We start from the raw sequence: 16,033 nt of genomic DNA, 5'->3' as shown, positions 1-16,033 counted from the left end.
TAAATTCTCCATGAAAAATTTGTGATTTTATTCATTTAGTATTACCAGTAAAATGCACTGAGAATGAATGAATTAGCCATATAAATGCTATCTAAAACCCAAACGAAGAGTTCACCAAAAATCGCAATTATTGGCGGTGGTATTGCTGGAGCTACAGCTGCAGTTCACATGGCCGAATTAGGTTTAGATGTCCACCTTATTGAAAAAGGAAATGGGCTGATCAGTGGTCCGCCAATATGTCATCTACATGCTGGTGGAAATTTGTACAGAGAAATCTCTACTGAGCAGTGTATCGAGTTACTTAAGCAATCTATAGATACGGCACGCCTTTATCCACAGACAATCAATCGTCGACCAACTGTCATTGCTGTACCTTATTCTGATGGTGGTAGTCCTGAAGAGTTGTATGAAAGGCTGATTACCATTCAATCTTGCTACGCTGAGCTAGTCGCGGAAGACCTGGCGAACAAAGTGTTGGGCGAGCCTTGTGACTACTACAAATTCTACAGCCGAGAAGATCTAGAAGAACTGATTGAGCAGCAACAGCCATCTCAACCCAAATCTATCGATGAGTGGATGATTCCTTTCGCCAAGCATACTGATTTAGACGCACTTAAGTTCCCAGTTGTTGCAGTTGAGGAGCATGGGTGGAGTGTGTTCCGAATTGCTGCATCTGCGACGTTGGCATTAGAAGCGATTCCTAACTGCACCTTAATGACCAATACGCAGGTCACTGGGGTAGAAGAGCGTGCCGATAGCTGGATGATAGAGTGTGTCAGTCAGGACAATGAGCCGCAGATTTTAGAATTCGATTTTCTTGTCAATGCCTGCGGCTATGAGACTGGCTCTATCGACGATTTAGCAAATAAACCGCGTGAAAGGCTAGTAGAGTTTAAAGCGGCCTATGTGACCAAATGGAGTGAGTGCAATGAGCTTTGGCCTGAAGTGATATTCCACGGACCGAGAGGGACTCCAAATGGAATGGCGCAGCTAACACCTTATCCTGATGGGGTATTTCAGTTACATGGTATGACCAAAGACATAACGCTGTTTGATGATGGTTTGGTGGCGTCTAATCAATCGACATCGCAGCCACATTTACCTTTGCGATTAAAGCGTAAAATACAAATAGGCTGGGATGAAGATGTGATTGTGGAAAGAAGTCGAAAGGCGATTGACCATATGGCTCGCTTTATTCCCGATTACCATCAAGCCAACGAGTATGGCACACCACTTTTTGGTGCGCAGCAGATACCGGGTAGAGACGATACGCTACGAGCCGCAGATGTGACTTTTGAAGGTGAGCATTATGCTAGGGTAGAAGTAGTAAAAGGATCGTCTGCCTATGAAGCGGCTATTAAATTGGTGAAAGAGTGGCGATTACACGATTATCAAGATATCAATATTGAGTCGCTTCATCCGATGATGATGAGCCTATCAGCTGAGATTATAGAAGCAAAAGCACGACAACTCGCAGTAGAGAGAGCTTACCCTGAGCAATTAGCTAAATACTATGGTTGTTTAAGTTAAAGATGGGCGACTTTGTCGCCCTAATAGCCAAAAAATCGAGCCCATTGACCCCAGACGTCTTGTAGCCCCAATAAATCCCCACGAACGAATCTCACTTTTTGTCCTGGTTTTGCTTGCGCTAACCTTGGCAAATCTATGCGAGCTACACAGCCTATTTTCGGATAGCCACCTATGGTTTGCCTGTCATTTAACAGCACGATCGGCTCACCACTTGGTGTGATTTGAATTGAACCAAGAGCAATCCCTTCACTCAAATACTCTTTCTTAGGGGCTTTAACCTTTGAACCAGACAGTCGATATCCCATACGATTGACGAGCTGGCTCACTTCAAATTCTTGGGTATAGAGCGAATCGACGGCGTCACGAGAGAAGTCATTGACTTGGTAGCCCTCAATAACGCGTAGCTCCAATGGCAAGTTATAGTCAGGCTTGTATCTAAATGTCATCTGTACACTGCTAGAGGATATGGCATGTTGGTCGAACGGTAAAATGTCGCCATTTTGTAACGGCGTCCCATGTGTTAAGCCGCCTAATTGGTCTCGTTCTACGGTCGAGGCGCTGCCTAACTGTGTTGGTATACTAAATCCGCCTTTAATTGCTAGGTAGGCACGCAATCCGTTACGAGGAAGGGCGAAGGTTAACGTTTGTCCTTTTAAAGCGCGAAATGTCGACCAATTATCAAGACTTTCACCATCTAACTTGGCATTTAAGTCACCACCGGCGATAGCGAGTTCGCAAGAGTGGTGTATCAAAAATTCAGCTTGGCCCAAGGTGATCTCAAGCGTGGGCATGTTAATGGTATTACCCAACAGATGGTTTGCCCAGCTATAGGCGTAATCATCAACTGGTCCGCCTTGCGCAATACCAAAATGGGCTAAACCAAAGCGACCAAAATCTTGAATAAGAGTCTGCTGACCGGGTTTCACGACTTCTATGTAGTTTTCAATTGTCATTGCCAACCCTCATTGATTTGACCGCCAAGTGCTAAAAACTCTTTCTCACTTATCGCTGTGAACTTAATTTTGGTGCCAATAGTAAAGGGTAGAATTTTTGAGCTTGTTGGGTGATAGAGTTCAACAGGGCAATTGCCAATGATGTTCCAGCCGCCAGGTGTTTCACTTGGGTAGACTGCAGTTTGATTATTAGCAATGGCAACGCTGCCTTTAGGGACTTTTACCCTTGGGGTTGGCTTTCTAGGTCGCCTTATGGCTTCATCAACTTCAGAAAGAAATGCGAACCCTGCGGTAAACCCAATCGCGCCAACGGTGTATTCGGTTTGTGAATGGGCTTTAATGACAGACTCTAAAGATTGACCGGAATCTAAGTATTGTTTGAGGTCAGGGCCTACCGAGAGATCGTAATAGACTGGTAACTCAATGACATCAGGAACATGTGCTTCTGGCATGTTAAGAAGGGCTTGAGTAACTAATTTTTCTAGGTAGGGAACAAACTCGAAAATAGATATACGGTGTGGAAGGTAGTCAACCAGTATCGAATCAAAAGAAGGGGTCACATTCATTACCCAGGCTCCGAGCTGATTGGTGAGGTAATGACTAATCTCACCAATCACCCAAGAAAGGTGATCATTGGGGGCACTGTGAAAGCGAATCAAAATCGAGCACTCGGCAACAGGGTCGATAGAGGTATCTATAATCATGTACTTTGACTCTCCTTATCAAGCAGCGAACGAATCTGTTTGATCATGGCGACGCCTTCTTGATTATCACCGTGAACGCATATGGTATCGGCCTCAAGCGCAATTGAAAATCCATCAATAGTTCGGACTTTGCCATAGCGTGCTATTTGTAATACCTGATTTAAAATGTCTTCGTGGTTGGTTAATACCGCTTTGTCTTGTCCACGTGGAGCTAAGAATCCATTGGCGAGATAACTGCGGTCTGCAAAGGCTTCAAAAAGTAGGGGGACGTCGTAGCGATCGGCGATATCAAGGTAGGGTTGGGTATCAGCAACGGCAAGTGTCATTAGCGGTAAACCAAAGCTTGAAACGGCGTCTACCACTGATTCAAAAATAGTAAGGTCTTTCAGCATATCATTGTAGAGAGCGCCATGAGGTTTAACATAGCTAAGGTCTTTGTTATGGCTATCCGCGAGCCCTTTGATGGCGCCGATTTGATAAATCAACATGTTGGTGATTTCATCAGGAGACAAAACCATACTGCGCCGACCAAAGCCTTGTAGATCAGGGTAGCTAGGATGAGCGCCAACTTGAACGTCGTGTTTGATCGCTAGTTTTATTGTCTCATTCATTACTTGCGGATCGGATGCATGAAACCCGCAAGCGATATTCGCCATGTGGATATGAGGCATCACAGACTCATCGTTGCCCATTTTCCATGCTCCGAAGCTTTCACCCATATCACAATTAAGACAGATCGAACGTTTTTCCATTGACGAAAAATTTCCTTAATTAAATCATTTACTAAGATGTTTCAATTACTTTAGCTAAACAGTGATCAAACTCATTATTTGGTGAATAATTAATAAAAACAGTTCAAATCGCTGCGCTGTCCCTGAACTAAGTGTCTATCGTTTGTAGGGAGTATCCGCTACAAGATAGCTATAACAATGTAACTGTGCACATTTTCCAAACGTCAGTAGTCTAGGAGTGAGATTGATACCATTTAGTCATTTATCTCTAAAGAGTAAGCTATTTGTACCAATAGTTGTTTTTACTGGGATTGTTTTTGTCTTTTCTCAAGGTTATTCCTTGCTTCAATCCTATATCACTCAAAAAGACAACCTCCTAAATCGAGCGGATGTCTTGGCAACAGGTGTCGCGCACAGCCTGCAAACCGTCATTCTTGCTGGTGATAAAAAGACGGCAGAAAGAATACTGGTTGCATTTTCAGCCGATGAAGATGTCGTGCGTGTGAAGCTCTACATGACCAATGGCCAACTGTTCGCGATGTATGAAAAGCAGGGCGCAATCGCACCCGTTCCAACAGAAAAGCAGCGTGCTGAGATCCGCCACAATCGCTATGCCATCAGTGACGAGCACATCTTCTTATTAGTCCCGATTAAAAGTGGCGCAGATGTAATCGCCCATCTGCGTATTACGCTTTCTAAGCAATCACTTAACGCGATTTACGCAGATGCAATGTCCAATAGCATCAACTATTTGATTCTTCTCGCCGTGTCAGCACTTGTACTTTACCTGATGGTAGAGATGTACATTATCAAACCTGTTTATAGGCTCAGCTCTGGAATTTGGTCTTACATAGAGAATAAACGCGAAACACTTAACATTACACATGCGGCAGATGACGAAATAGGTGGATTGATACAAGCGTTCAACACCATGTTAGAAAGGCTTAAAGAGCGAGATAAGCAAGTCACCAATACGCTGACTAAACTAGAACAAGAAAAGGCATTCGCCAATGAAGTAGTAGAGACAGTCAAACACGCGCTAGTGGTGATGAATGCTAATGGTGAAGTGGTCCATTTTAATGCGGCAACCTGTGCCATCTTCCGTCGAACGCCAGGATATTTGAAAGGCACATTACTTGTTGAGTTACTCGGGGTCGGTGGTCAGTTCATCATAGCGGAAGCGATGACAAAGGATGCTGAGATAATAGACAGACAGTTGTGGGTCAAAGATGTGTTTGGTAACCATCAACTGTTGAGTATTGCGACCACGCGACTGAGCAAGGAAGATCAAGTGCTGTTCGCTATTCAAGATGTGACTGAAGCGGATGCTGCTCAGCGCAGGCAGAGACTAGCAGCAGGTGTATTTGAGAATAGCCAGGACGGACTCATTGTCACTAATCCATTCGATAAGATTACGATGGCAAACCCTGCGGTATCGAAGCTTCTCGGTCATTCTCAACAGGCTCTATTAGGCAAACGGCCGGATGAGATATTCGATTGGCAACAGTTTAAATCTTTGATGCCGACGATTAAGAAGGCAGTTAATGAACATGGTCAATGGCAAGGTGAAGTATGGGAGCGTCATAAGCTAGGTCATAAAAAAGTCCCCCTATTTGTTAAAGTATCGCGAATTGCTAGCAGTGAAAATCAAGATGAATATGATTTCGTTTATTTGCTGAGTGATCTTTCAAGCGACAAAGAAATGGAAAGGCTCGATTACCTAGCACATCATGACTCACTCACAGGCTTGGCGAATAGAACGGAGCTCTACCGTGTACTTGAAGCTATGCTTAGATCTGAGCGAAGAAGCTGTTGTGGATTGGCGCTGTTCTATATTGATCTTGATGGGTTTAAATCGGTAAATGACACTTACGGCCACGATGCTGGTGACGAAGTGTTGAAGCAGGTCGCCAAACGACTTGTGTCGATGGCTGATGATAATGATGTGGTGGCTCGACTTTCTGGTGATGAGTTCGTTGTAGTAACAAATTGCATCAATCCAAAATCCATAGATTCGGTAGCATGTATGATCATTGAGTGCTTAGAGAAGCCAATTGATTACAAAGGCGAAGTATTAAAGGTAGGTGCGAGCGTCGGCGTTCAATACACCGAGTACCAAGATGTAAATACCGATAAATTGTTGAAAGCCGCAGACACCGCTATGTATCATGCAAAAACAAGTGGAAAGGGACAATATGTTATCCATCTTGAGAAAAACGAAACAAAAGTCATTTAGCCTCTTTGGCTGAGACGTATTATGAATTAGCATAAGAGCATGTTTTTAAAAGGTTAGCGACATGAAAGTTTTAGTAACTGGTGGAATGGGTTACATAGGCAGCCACACATGTATTCAGATGATTGCAGCGGGAATGACTCCTGTCATTTTCGACAATCTTTACAACAGTAAGCAATCGGTATTAGACCGAATCGAGAAAGTCACAGGAATTAGACCTGAGTTTATCGAAGGCGATATTCGCAACAAGCAACCCCTTGTCGATGTCTTACAAAAGCATGGTGTAGGTGCTGTTATTCATTTTGCTGGATTAAAAGCGGTAGGTGAATCCGTAGAGTTGCCTCTTGAGTATTACGACAACAATGTCAACGGAACCCTAGTACTTGTTAGCGCAATGCGTGAAGCGAATGTCAAAACACTGGTCTTTTCGTCTTCTGCAACGGTATACGGCGACCCTGCTTCAGTCCCTATTCGTGAAGACTTCCCGACAAGCGCAACCAATCCTTATGGTCGCAGTAAGCTTATGGTGGAAGAGTGCTTGACTGACTTCCAAAAGGCTAATCCAGATTGGAGCATCACCTTACTGCGTTATTTTAATCCTGTTGGTTCACACCCATCGGGTGAGTTAGGTGAAGACCCTCAGGGTATTCCAAACAACTTGATGCCGTTTGTTTCTCAAGTAGCGGTAGGGCGCAGAGAGTGTTTGTCTGTATTTGGAGATGACTATCCGACACCTGACGGTACTGGTGTACGTGATTACATCCATGTTATGGATCTATCGGATGGGCATATTGCCGCGTTAAACAAAGTAGGGCATAAGTCAGGTCTGCACATCTATAACCTCGGAACAGGTAACGGCTCTAGTGTTTTAGAAATGGTGAAAGCATTTGAAAAAGCTTCAGGCAAAACCGTTGCTTATAAAGTGGTTGAACGCAGACCTGGTGACATTGCGGAATGTTGGGCAGACCCTGCCAAAGCGAAACAAGACCTAAACTGGCAAGCAGTACGCAGTTTAGAGCAAATGACAGAAGATACTTGGCGTTGGCAATCGAATAACCCTAATGGTTACCCAGAGTAATCTAAAAGAAGAAAGCCACCTTAGTAAAACCAAGGTGGCTTTTTTTATGTTCGATACAAAATAGGCAAAAATTGAACCGAAGCTTACTGGGGGAGACCACTCCCCCTAAATTTATCAGGGCTACTCAGCCTCTTTATCTTTTCCTAGCGACAGTAACCACACCGAAACGGCTGCAACGACTGCAAAGCCAGACAAGATGATGACAGGCATAGCGCTATAGCCAAGAATATGCCAAATAACAGATTCTAATGTACTCATTGTCTATTCTCCTACTGCCAGCCGTCTACGCCATGCATGTCAGGTAGTTTATGCGCGATGCCTTTGTGACAATCTACACATGTTTTTTCACCTGATGCAAGGGCAGTAGAGTGTTGTGCCGAGGCACGCTTGCCTTGTTGCGAGTAATCCATAAAGTCAAACTCGTGACAGTTACGACACTCTAGAGAGTCGTTCTTTTTCATACGCGCCCATTCACGTTCAGCTAGGTGCGCACGTCGAGCTTGAAACTTCTCTGGCGTGTCAATCGTCTTAGTAACAAAGTGTGCAAACAGCTCTTTAGACGCTTGAACTTTACGAACGATCTTGTCTGTCCATTCATGAGGAACGTGACAATCTGAACAGATAGCGCGAACACCTGAACGGTTAGAGTAGTGTATTGTTTCTTGAATCTCAGCAACGATTGGTGCGTGACAGCCAGAACAGAACTCTTCCGTGTTGGTTGCTTCCATACCGGTGTTGAAAGCGCCCCAAAATAGAAGCCCGCCAGCAAAGCCAAGGAACAAAACAACGCCAGCCGCTGCTTTACTTGGGCTTTTGAGTCTGTTCCAAAATGCTTTAAGTATTTTCATAAGTAACCTCTTAATGCTCTTTTTTCACTTACTGAAGCGAATCAACAGCCTCAAAATCATTCTTCACTAAAGGCTTAGCGTCAGTTTGAGGAACGTGACATTGCAGACAGAAGTAACGGCGAGGAGACATATCTGCTAATACAGCATCTTCGCGGTTAACATAGTGGGTTACACTGATCTTAGTTGCACCAGCTTCCTTAGCATTTTTCCAACTGTGGCAGGCTAGGCACTTATTCGCATTAAGAGACACTTCGTAATTACGAATGCTATGTGGAATCAATGGTGGTTGATATACAAAGCTATCAGCTACGATCTGATCTTTAGGGAAGTCTTTAAAATCATCAGCTACGCGTGTCGCTTCAAGTTCACTTGCTCCACGTAGTGATTCTAGACCGCCAATACCGCCTGGGTTTTCGAGTTCAGCTACTGCAGCGCCACTTACTAGAGCACCTACCGATAACAGTGCAATTAGAAATTTTTTCATTATTCATTCTCCGCCTAATGGCTAAATTCTTGATTCTGACCGCCCTAAATAGGGCAGCCAGAGTATTCATAATTAAGCGATCTTAGTGATCTTAACTGGACACTTCTTAAAGTCTGTCTGTTTAGACAGAGGATCAGTCGCATCAAGAATCAGCTTGTTAATCAGAATACGTGCGTCAAAGAATGGTACGAATACCAAGCCTTCAGGTGGACGGTTACGGCCGCGAGTTTCTACGCGAACACGAACTTCACCACGTTTGTTTTCAATAAGAACTTCTTCTCCACGACGAACACCACGAGCTTTGGCATCAGCAGGGTGCATGTAAACCACTGCATCCGGTACCGCTTTGTAAAGCTCAGGTACGCGGCGAGTCATAGTACCTGTGTGCCAGTGCTCAAGAACACGACCAGTACATAGCCACATATCGTACTCAGAATCTGGTGCTTCCGGTGGAGCTTCATAAGGTGCTGAGATAATAAGCGCTTTACCATCTGGCTTACCGTAGAAGTCCCAACCTGAACCCGCTTTCGCATATGGATCTGAGCCTTCTTTGTAGCGCCAAAGCGTCTCTTTACCATCAACAACAGGCCAGCGAAGACCACGAACTTGGTGGTAAACGTCGTATGGTGCTAAGTCGTGACCGTGGCCGCGACCAAACTCAGCGTACTCTTCGAATAAACCTTTTTGAACGTAGTAGCCAAAGTGGTGCGCATCGTCGTTTAGCTCACGTGCTTCTTCGATAGGATATTTGTTGATAACGCCGTTTGCGAATAGCATGTCATACATGGTTTTACCGCGGTATTGAGGCGCCATAGCAAGTTGCTCTTCAGTCCACACTTCTTCCATTTTGAAGCGTTTAGAGAACTCCATGACTTGCCACAAGTCAGACTTGGCCTCGCCGACAGTACCCACTTGTTGATACCAAGCTTGAGTACGACGCTCTGCGTTACCGTAAGCACCTTCTTTTTCAATCCACATTGCTGTCGGAAGGACTAAGTCAGCAGCTTGCGCAGTCGCGGTTGGGTACGGGTCAGAACAAACGATAAAGTTTTCTGGGTTACGGTATCCTGGCAAACGCTCGCCATTGATGTTTGGGCCCGCTTGCATGTTGTTGTTACACATTACCCAGTAAGCGTTTAGCTTACCGTCTTTAAGCATACGGTCTTGAAGTACCGCGTGATAGCCAGGTTTAGGTGGAATAACACCATCTGGGATGTTCCAAATACCTTCAGCGATCTTACGGTGTTTAGGGTTAGCGACGACCATATCGGCAGGTAGACGGTGAGCAAATGTACCCACTTCACGAGCAGTACCACAAGCTGATGGCTGACCAGTTAGCGAGAATGGGCTGTTACCCGGAGTCGCGATTTTACCTGTTAGTAGGTGGATGTTGTAGATCAAGCTATTCATCCACACGCCACGAGTATGTTGGTTCATACCCATAGTCCAAAGAGACATAACTTTAGTGTCTGGATCGGCATATTGCTTAGCAAGTTCGATCAGTTTCTCTTTAGATACACCTGACATTTCAGATGCTTTTTCTAGTGTGTACGGTGCCACTGACTTTTTGTATTCTTCAAATGAGATAGAAGACATTTTACCTGAGTTAGGGTTCGCCGCTGCTTTTTGTAGTGGGTCATCGTCACGCAGGCCGTAACCGATGTCGGTTGCGGTTTGTTTGAAGTTGGTGTGCTTGTTAACGAAGTCCCAGTTAACCGCATCATTTTCAATAATGTAATTTGCAATGAAGTTAGCGATTGCCAAGTCTGTTTGCGGTTCGAAAATGTAGCCTTCGTCAGCCAATTCAAAAGAGCGGTGGTAGTACGTAGAAAGTACATTTACCTTAACGTGAGGGTGGCTTAAACGGCGGTCAGTAATACGAGTCCAAAGTACTGGGTGCATTTCTGCCATGTTAGAACCCCAAAGTACGAACGAATCCGCATTCTCGAAGTCATCATAACAACCCATAGGCTCATCGATACCAAATGTACGCATGAATGCACCTACCGCAGATGCCATACAGTGACGTGCGTTAGGGTCGATGTTGTTTGAACGGAAGCCCGCTTTCATCATTTTCGCAGCAGCATAACCTTCCATTACCGTCCATTGGCCTGAACCAAACATACCAACGCCAGAAGGACCTTGCTTCTTAAGTGCTTCTTTCCACTTATCTGCCATAGTGTCAAAAGCTACATCCCAAGAAACTGGAGTGAAGTCACCGTCTTTAGCGTACTTGCCATCTTTCATACGAAGTAGCGGCTGAGTCAAGCGGTCTTGACCGTACATGATTTTAGACAGGAAGTAGCCCTTGATACAGTTTAGTCCTTTGTTGACAGGTGCTTCAGGGTCACCTTGTGTCGCAACAACTTTGCCGTTTTGCGTACCTACAAGAACTGAACAGCCAGTACCACAGAAACGACAAGGTGCTTTGTCCCATGTGATTTTAGTTTGGTCTGAGCTAGCGATCAGATTCGTAGCAGATGCTGGCAAGGTGATGCCCGCAACTGCTGCCGCTGATGCTGCTGCGTTTGCCTTAACAAACGCTCGTCTTGTCATCTTCATACTTCACCCTCGGTTTGGGAATATTGAGTTCCAGTGTTGTTATTTTGTGATTCGTCGTCGAGACCGGTTTCGATTTGGTGATAAACCAAAGCCGTACTCAACACATTTGGGAGATTATTGATGGTTTCGATCGTGTCGGTGATAAAACCTTGGTTCTCAGTTTCCAATACCACTACGATTTTACCCTCAGGGCTGTCTCCGTAGATCTCAGCATTGTCATACTGCTCAATTTGAGATTTCACTTCACCGAGATGTTCTGGCGAACAATGCACGACTAAGCTCGAAATATGCACTTCGTTCAGTGACATAAACTTCTTCCGTATTAAACTAAATTGCTCACATTGATGGATGAAGTAGGGCAAACTGCTACGCAAGCGCCACATCCTGTACATTCATCAAGTTCTAAATTGGGTTGTGCGACTTTGCCTATTTCTAGTTTGAACTTAATTGCCATGGTGTCACACATATCGCCACAGCTTCGGCATTCGACATTTTGCTTCGCTAAACATGCCTCATTGATTAAGGCTTTAGCATTCCAAGGTGAAGATTGTTCATCGGCAAACAAGGGTTCGGGGCAAACATCAGCGCACTGATAACAGAACGTACATTCACCGCGAGAGAAGTCCACTTGAGGGAAACCACCATCACCTTTAATAATTATATTTGTTTCGCAGGTTTCACTGCATTTGCCACATCGAGTGCACAAGTCAGTGAAATTAGCGCTGTTCACGAGCCAAGGTAGACGAATAGTGTTATCGTCAACGAGACGTTTTGAAAATAGTCGTCTTTTAGTAAGGTCTACCACTCTCTTACCCAAGTTTGTTAGATACTGTTTTTATGGCTAAATAACTGTTCATAACTTGTAATTTATCCTTACATGAATTGTAGTTTTTGACATATTTGTATAAATACCCCCTTGGGGGTAATGCCGACTAAAATTGTTTTAGATCAACAAACTTACGCGTGAGTGATCACATATTGTCGCGGCAATTACTAATAAGCTTAGTATTTAATCGCAGGTTTTCTATTTAAGGTTTGAATGTTCGAGTGTTAAAAAATGTGAAAAGCTCTGTAACCACAACGGTTGCTAAAGCAATGGTGCTAATTTTGCTTTTGTCTGTAACTACGACCGGGTTCGCAATTTTTACTCTAGCTTCAAGTTTGAACGATGCGGAAGCGGTTAATGTTGCGGGTTCGATGCGAATGCAGAGTTACCGACTGGCGCATGATATCCAATCAGAATCGGTCGATTATTCGACGCATATTATTCAGTTTGAACGCTCGATTTACTCTGATTCGATGAAAGCGCTGCAAAACTGGGCGGTCCCTGAAGATATTACCCATGATTACTATCGATTGATCGTTCGTTGGCACGAACTTAAGCATGTACTAAAAGGGCAAGATAGAGAGCGTTATTTGGTACTGGTAGCGGGGTTTGTAAACCAAATTGATTCCTTTGTTTTCAAGCTACAAGACTACTCTGAAAAGAAGCTTATCTCCCTAGCTTGGGTCGGCGGTTTAGGTCTGGGTGGAGTATTGTTGATCAGTATCTTCATCGTCCATTACACCCGTAAGCATATCGTTAAGCCGTTAAACTCATTAGTCATTGCCAGCGAACAAATTCAATCACGTTCATTTAATATAGAGCTAAACATTGATAGTGATAACGAGATGGGGATATTGTCCAAGGCTTTCAATAACATGGCGAAAGATCTTGGGAACCTCTATCGCGGCTTAGAACTGGCGGTCAATGAAAAGACTCAAAAGCTGCAACATGCTAACGACTCACTACGTGTGCTCTATCAATCTTCCCAAGAACTAACGGCTTCGCGAATTACACAAGATAATTTCTCAGCAATTTTAAAGCATATTGTTAGCCTAGAAGGGATTACTTCAGTACGCTTAGAAATCAATGAGCCCGGAGAAAGGCCGATCTTATTGACTGAAGGTAACGGATGTAAGAAATGCACTAAGCAGTGCCAAAGTCAGACATTGTCATTAGATGGCATTGATCTTGGTACCTTGTATTGGAAAGTCTCATTACCGTGCCCAGATCAAGCATTGATTGACAACTTTGTACAGATATTATCCCGTGCGGTATATTACAATCAGGCTCAAAGGCAAGCGGAGCAGTTATTGGTGATGGAAGAGCGTGCCACAATTGCACGAGAGCTGCATGACTCGCTCGCTCAGGCGCTTTCGTATTTAAAAATACAAGTTTCTATCTTAAAACGAGGTATGAAAAAGCTTCCTGAAACGCCGGAGCTTGCTAAGACAACGCCTGTCCTTGCCGAGCTTGATACAGGTTTGTCTGCTGCGTACACCCAGCTTAGAGAGCTACTGACGACATTTAGACTGTCAATTAAAGAAGGCAGCTTTGGTTCAGCGCTTCACACGATGACAGAGCAACTCTCTGATCAAACAGACGCTGAAATTAAATTAACCAATGAGCTCTCTTCAATCGAGCTCGATACTAATCAGCAAGTGCATTTGCTGCAACTGATTCGTGAGGCCACAACTAATGCGATCAAGCATGCGAACGCCAAGATAATAACAATAGAGTGCAACGAAAGTGATACCCATATCAAAGTCGCGGTTCGAGATGACGGCATAGGCTTTGACTCAACCACGGAAAAAGCCAATCATTACGGTTTAAGCATCATGCAAGAGCGGGCTTCTAGGCTAAATGGTGAGTTGAGTATTTCCGCAAATCCTAATCAAGGTTGCGAAGTATATTTAGAGTATCCAAAGATAAAGGATTCAAACATTGACAGAGTGTAGAGTTTTATTGGTCGACGACCATCCATTGATGCGCCGCGGTATCAACCAATTATTGAGTTTTGAAGATGAATTTAACGTAGTCGCAGAAGCCAGTAACGGGGCAGAAGCAGTCGCTCAAAATCATGAACATAAGCCAGACTTAATCTTACTTGACCTGAACATGAAAGGGATGTCGGGTTTAGATACTTTAAACGCGCTGCGCGCCGATGACTGTGATGCGACGATTGTTATTTTGACCGTCTCTGATAGCCCTGCAGATATCGAAGCGATTGTTCAGGCAGGTGCAGACGGATACTTGTTGAAAGATACTGAGCCAGACGAGCTAATTGAGCTACTAAAATCCTCATTACAAGGTAACAAATCGTACAGTAAAGAAGTCGCCAAATACTTAGCAGATAGAGAAAACAGCACAACCGTGTTTGACGAACTCACTGACCGTGAGATGCAGATCCTCAAAGAAGTCGCTAAAGGGCTTAGAAACAAGCAAATCGCCGATACTCTGTTTATCTCTGAATCTACCGTTAAGGTCCATATGAAGAGTCTACTCAAAAAGCTACAGGTTCCTTCACGTACAGCGGCAACCGTGCTCTATCTTGAGCGATACGGTGAAATTAAATAGCATCATACTCATTACAAAAAAGGGCGCTCAGATGAGCGCCCTTGTCGTATATAGATTTCGGAATTTATGCTGACATTGGTACTAGTACTAGCGTGCCAATGATAACGGTTGCTAAACCGCAAAGTACGGGTACAGAGGTACGTTTTACTACTTCAAATGGGCTGATTTTCGCCATGCCAGACGTCGCAACAATAACACCTGATACTGGTGAAATGGTACGACCCAAGTTAGACGCCTGTAGCATTGGGATAATCAAGAATGCTGGATTTAGCCCCATTTTAGCTGCCAGAGAAGGCGCTAGCTCAACGAATGCATAGAAAGGTGCATTACCTGAACCTGTCGCGATAGCTGCCGCAACGGTTAAGCCTGTAAGGATAAGCATTAGTGCAATACCGCCTGCGCCTGCTGTCTCAGCAAGGTGAAGTAGGTTATCGATAGCACCAATAGACATCAAGCCCTGCGCAAACACACCTGCCGCAACCAATAACATTACAACGCCTTTGAAAGCATCTGCCATACCTTGGTAGCAAGATTCTAGATCTTCGAGTGTTTTTTGTCCGTCAAAACGCTTAACTACAAAGTTAACCAAGGCACCAATAAAGATTGAAAGAACAACGATGGTGTAGATGTCTAAAGATAGACCAGGGATGGTGCGACCGTTAAACAAGAAAACACCGATGATTGGTAGAAACGGCAGTACCGCATAAAACGCTGGTGCATTCACTTCAATCTCTGAAACGTCTACGCGTTCCATCGGAGAGTTGTCTTTCTTATCAAGATATTTGTTCCAAAAGAAAGCAGCTGCAGACATAACAATAATCGCACAGATCGATACAGGAAGTACGGTTTGAACCGCAAATACGTCTAGCGCTAGGCCTGACTTCTCTGCTGCGATAACTACGTCACCAGATGTAGGTGAAAGGATAATGGCAGCTGGTGAAGCACAGACGGCAACTGCGGCAGGGCGCGAAATACCCATTGCCGTCATCATAGGGAATAGCGTTGCCATCAAAAGAACACCCAGACCTGTTGCTGAACTTACTGCAAGAGACATCAAACAGGCTACGATGTAGGCAGCAACGAGCAAAACGTAAGGAGATTTGATGAAGGATAGTGGCTTAGAAAACTGTTTTACTACAACATTGTTAGCGCCAATATGCGTCATGTAAGAAGCAAAGCCACAAAGTAGCATGATTTGCATACCTAGGCCGCCACCGCGGTACTGAAGCATGTATTTAACGTACTCAAGCGCATCAGTGAACATGTTACCTGTTGATGCGACCTTAGCAGGAAGCACTGTGTGTCCGATTAAGCCAGTAAGGATGAGCAGTAACACACCTGCGGTCAAAAGTACGCCAGCGGGTTTGTAGCCTTTAACAATGAAATAGCCCACTGCAACAGTGACGACTAAGCCAATTAAGAGCTCCAGCATAGAAATCTCCTCAAGATATTAAAAATATAAACAAACTGTTTCAAACTATGTAAAGGAATGTACAGAATTCTATGCTGT

The 16,033-nt window shown here is 44.3% G+C and carries 15 protein-coding genes; 5 read left to right on the top strand and 10 right to left on the bottom strand.

Annotation, left to right across the window (positions count from 1 at the left end):
* The first annotated feature begins 84 nt into the window (after positions 1-84).
* Entirely contained in the window at positions 85-1,530 is a 1,446-nt protein-coding gene (locus LYZ37_RS19500; RefSeq protein ID WP_272787229.1) for an FAD-dependent oxidoreductase, read from the top strand.
* Between the two features lie 20 nt (positions 1,531-1,550).
* Here the strand turns inward: LYZ37_RS19500 and LYZ37_RS19495 are convergent, their stop codons facing one another.
* Genes LYZ37_RS19495 through LYZ37_RS19485 form a run of 3 tightly spaced genes read right to left on the bottom strand, consistent with a single transcriptional unit; the run spans position 1,551 to position 3,939 of the window.
* Entirely contained in the window at positions 1,551-2,483 is a 933-nt protein-coding gene (locus LYZ37_RS19495) for a biotin-dependent carboxyltransferase family protein (RefSeq protein ID WP_272787228.1), read from the bottom strand.
* Positions 2,480-3,187 carry a 5-oxoprolinase subunit B family protein gene (locus LYZ37_RS19490; RefSeq protein ID WP_272787227.1) on the bottom strand — a complete coding sequence of 236 codons (708 nt, stop codon included), beginning with the start codon at positions 3,185-3,187 and terminating at the stop codon, positions 2,480-2,482. The genes LYZ37_RS19495 and LYZ37_RS19490 overlap by 4 nt, the downstream gene beginning before the upstream one ends.
* Positions 3,184-3,939 carry a 5-oxoprolinase subunit PxpA gene (locus tag LYZ37_RS19485; protein ID WP_272787226.1) on the bottom strand — a complete coding sequence of 252 codons (756 nt, stop codon included), beginning with the start codon at positions 3,937-3,939 and terminating at the stop codon, positions 3,184-3,186. The genes LYZ37_RS19490 and LYZ37_RS19485 overlap by 4 nt, the downstream gene beginning before the upstream one ends.
* Positions 3,940-4,258: 319 nt before the next feature.
* On the opposite strand from LYZ37_RS19485, the gene LYZ37_RS19480 reads away from it, so the two are divergent.
* On the top strand, positions 4,259-6,154 hold the full coding sequence (locus tag LYZ37_RS19480) for a diguanylate cyclase domain-containing protein (protein WP_272787225.1): 1,896 nt from the start codon (positions 4,259-4,261) through the stop codon (positions 6,152-6,154).
* A 61-nt stretch (positions 6,155-6,215) separates the two neighbouring features.
* Positions 6,216-7,229, top strand: a complete 1,014-nt coding sequence (gene galE / locus LYZ37_RS19475; RefSeq protein WP_272787224.1) for a UDP-glucose 4-epimerase GalE — start codon at positions 6,216-6,218, stop codon at positions 7,227-7,229.
* Between the two features lie 120 nt (positions 7,230-7,349).
* Here the strand turns inward: galE and LYZ37_RS19470 are convergent, their stop codons facing one another.
* The 6 genes from LYZ37_RS19470 to napF all read right to left on the bottom strand — a co-directional run bounded on the left by LYZ37_RS19470 (position 7,350) and on the right by napF (position 11,928).
* On the bottom strand, positions 7,350-7,487 hold the full coding sequence (locus LYZ37_RS19470) for a TIGR02808 family protein (RefSeq protein WP_272787223.1): 138 nt from the start codon (positions 7,485-7,487) through the stop codon (positions 7,350-7,352).
* Positions 7,488-7,498: 11 nt separating this feature from the next.
* A complete protein-coding gene (locus LYZ37_RS19465; RefSeq protein WP_272787222.1) occupies positions 7,499-8,077 on the bottom strand; it encodes a NapC/NirT family cytochrome c in 579 nt (192 codons plus the stop codon).
* 28 nt (positions 8,078-8,105) lie between these two features.
* Positions 8,106-8,561, bottom strand: a complete 456-nt coding sequence (locus LYZ37_RS19460) for a nitrate reductase cytochrome c-type subunit (RefSeq protein WP_272787221.1) — start codon at positions 8,559-8,561, stop codon at positions 8,106-8,108.
* Between the two features lie 72 nt (positions 8,562-8,633).
* The gene (napA, locus tag LYZ37_RS19455) at positions 8,634-11,123 is read right to left on the bottom strand and encodes a periplasmic nitrate reductase subunit alpha (RefSeq protein ID WP_272787220.1); all 2,490 of its coding nucleotides are present in this window, start codon (positions 11,121-11,123) and stop codon (positions 8,634-8,636) included.
* Positions 11,120-11,431: a chaperone NapD gene (locus LYZ37_RS19450; protein WP_004748082.1), complete on the bottom strand. Its 312-nt coding sequence runs from the start codon at positions 11,429-11,431 to the stop codon at positions 11,120-11,122. The genes napA and LYZ37_RS19450 overlap by 4 nt, the downstream gene beginning before the upstream one ends.
* Positions 11,432-11,445: 14 nt before the next feature.
* Complete coding sequence (gene napF / locus LYZ37_RS19445; RefSeq protein WP_272787219.1) at positions 11,446-11,928, bottom strand: ferredoxin-type protein NapF; 483 nt, start codon at positions 11,926-11,928, stop codon at positions 11,446-11,448.
* Positions 11,929-12,170: 242 nt separating this feature from the next.
* Between napF and narQ the strand changes: the two genes are divergently transcribed.
* Together narQ and LYZ37_RS19435 are read left to right on the top strand one after the other, a co-directional pair.
* Positions 12,171-13,904 (top strand): nitrate/nitrite two-component system sensor histidine kinase NarQ, encoded by a 1,734-nt coding sequence (narQ, locus tag LYZ37_RS19440; RefSeq protein ID WP_272787218.1) that lies wholly within the window; start codon positions 12,171-12,173, stop codon positions 13,902-13,904.
* A complete protein-coding gene (locus LYZ37_RS19435; RefSeq protein ID WP_171323487.1) occupies positions 13,891-14,523 on the top strand; it encodes a response regulator in 633 nt (210 codons plus the stop codon). Before narQ ends, LYZ37_RS19435 begins: the two co-directional genes overlap by 14 nt.
* A gap of 64 nt (positions 14,524-14,587) precedes the next feature.
* On the opposite strand, the gene dcuC is transcribed toward LYZ37_RS19435, so the two are convergent.
* Positions 14,588-15,955 carry an anaerobic C4-dicarboxylate transporter DcuC gene (gene dcuC, locus LYZ37_RS19430; RefSeq protein WP_004748089.1) on the bottom strand — a complete coding sequence of 456 codons (1,368 nt, stop codon included), beginning with the start codon at positions 15,953-15,955 and terminating at the stop codon, positions 14,588-14,590.
* Between the last annotated feature and the right edge of the window lie 78 nt (positions 15,956-16,033).

It is taken from the genome of Vibrio tubiashii, assembly GCF_028551255.1.
Lineage (GTDB): Bacteria > Pseudomonadota > Gammaproteobacteria > Enterobacterales > Vibrionaceae > Vibrio > Vibrio tubiashii_B.
This window is presented reverse-complemented; position numbering and strand designations above follow the sequence as displayed.

Excerpts from the sequence above, each read along its gene's own strand:
- LYZ37_RS19470 (WP_272787223.1), bottom strand. The coding sequence starts at position 7,487 with ATGAGTACATTAGAATCTGTTATTTGGCATATTCTTGGCTATAGCGCT.
- LYZ37_RS19495 (WP_272787228.1), bottom strand. The coding sequence starts at position 2,483 with ATGACAATTGAAAACTACATAGAAGTCGTGAAACCCGGTCAGCAGACT.
- LYZ37_RS19450 (WP_004748082.1), bottom strand. The coding sequence starts at position 11,431 with ATGTCACTGAACGAAGTGCATATTTCGAGCTTAGTCGTGCATTGTTCG.
- galE (WP_272787224.1), top strand. The coding sequence starts at position 6,216 with ATGAAAGTTTTAGTAACTGGTGGAATGGGTTACATAGGCAGCCACACA.
- LYZ37_RS19460 (WP_272787221.1), bottom strand. The coding sequence starts at position 8,561 with ATGAAAAAATTTCTAATTGCACTGTTATCGGTAGGTGCTCTAGTAAGT.
- LYZ37_RS19485 (WP_272787226.1), bottom strand. The coding sequence starts at position 3,939 with ATGGAAAAACGTTCGATCTGTCTTAATTGTGATATGGGTGAAAGCTTC.
- LYZ37_RS19500 (WP_272787229.1), top strand. The coding sequence starts at position 85 with ATGCTATCTAAAACCCAAACGAAGAGTTCACCAAAAATCGCAATTATT.
- napA (WP_272787220.1), bottom strand. The coding sequence starts at position 11,123 with ATGAAGATGACAAGACGAGCGTTTGTTAAGGCAAACGCAGCAGCATCA.
- LYZ37_RS19490 (WP_272787227.1), bottom strand. The coding sequence starts at position 3,187 with ATGATTATAGATACCTCTATCGACCCTGTTGCCGAGTGCTCGATTTTG.
- dcuC (WP_004748089.1), bottom strand. The coding sequence starts at position 15,955 with ATGCTGGAGCTCTTAATTGGCTTAGTCGTCACTGTTGCAGTGGGCTAT.
- LYZ37_RS19465 (WP_272787222.1), bottom strand. The coding sequence starts at position 8,077 with ATGAAAATACTTAAAGCATTTTGGAACAGACTCAAAAGCCCAAGTAAA.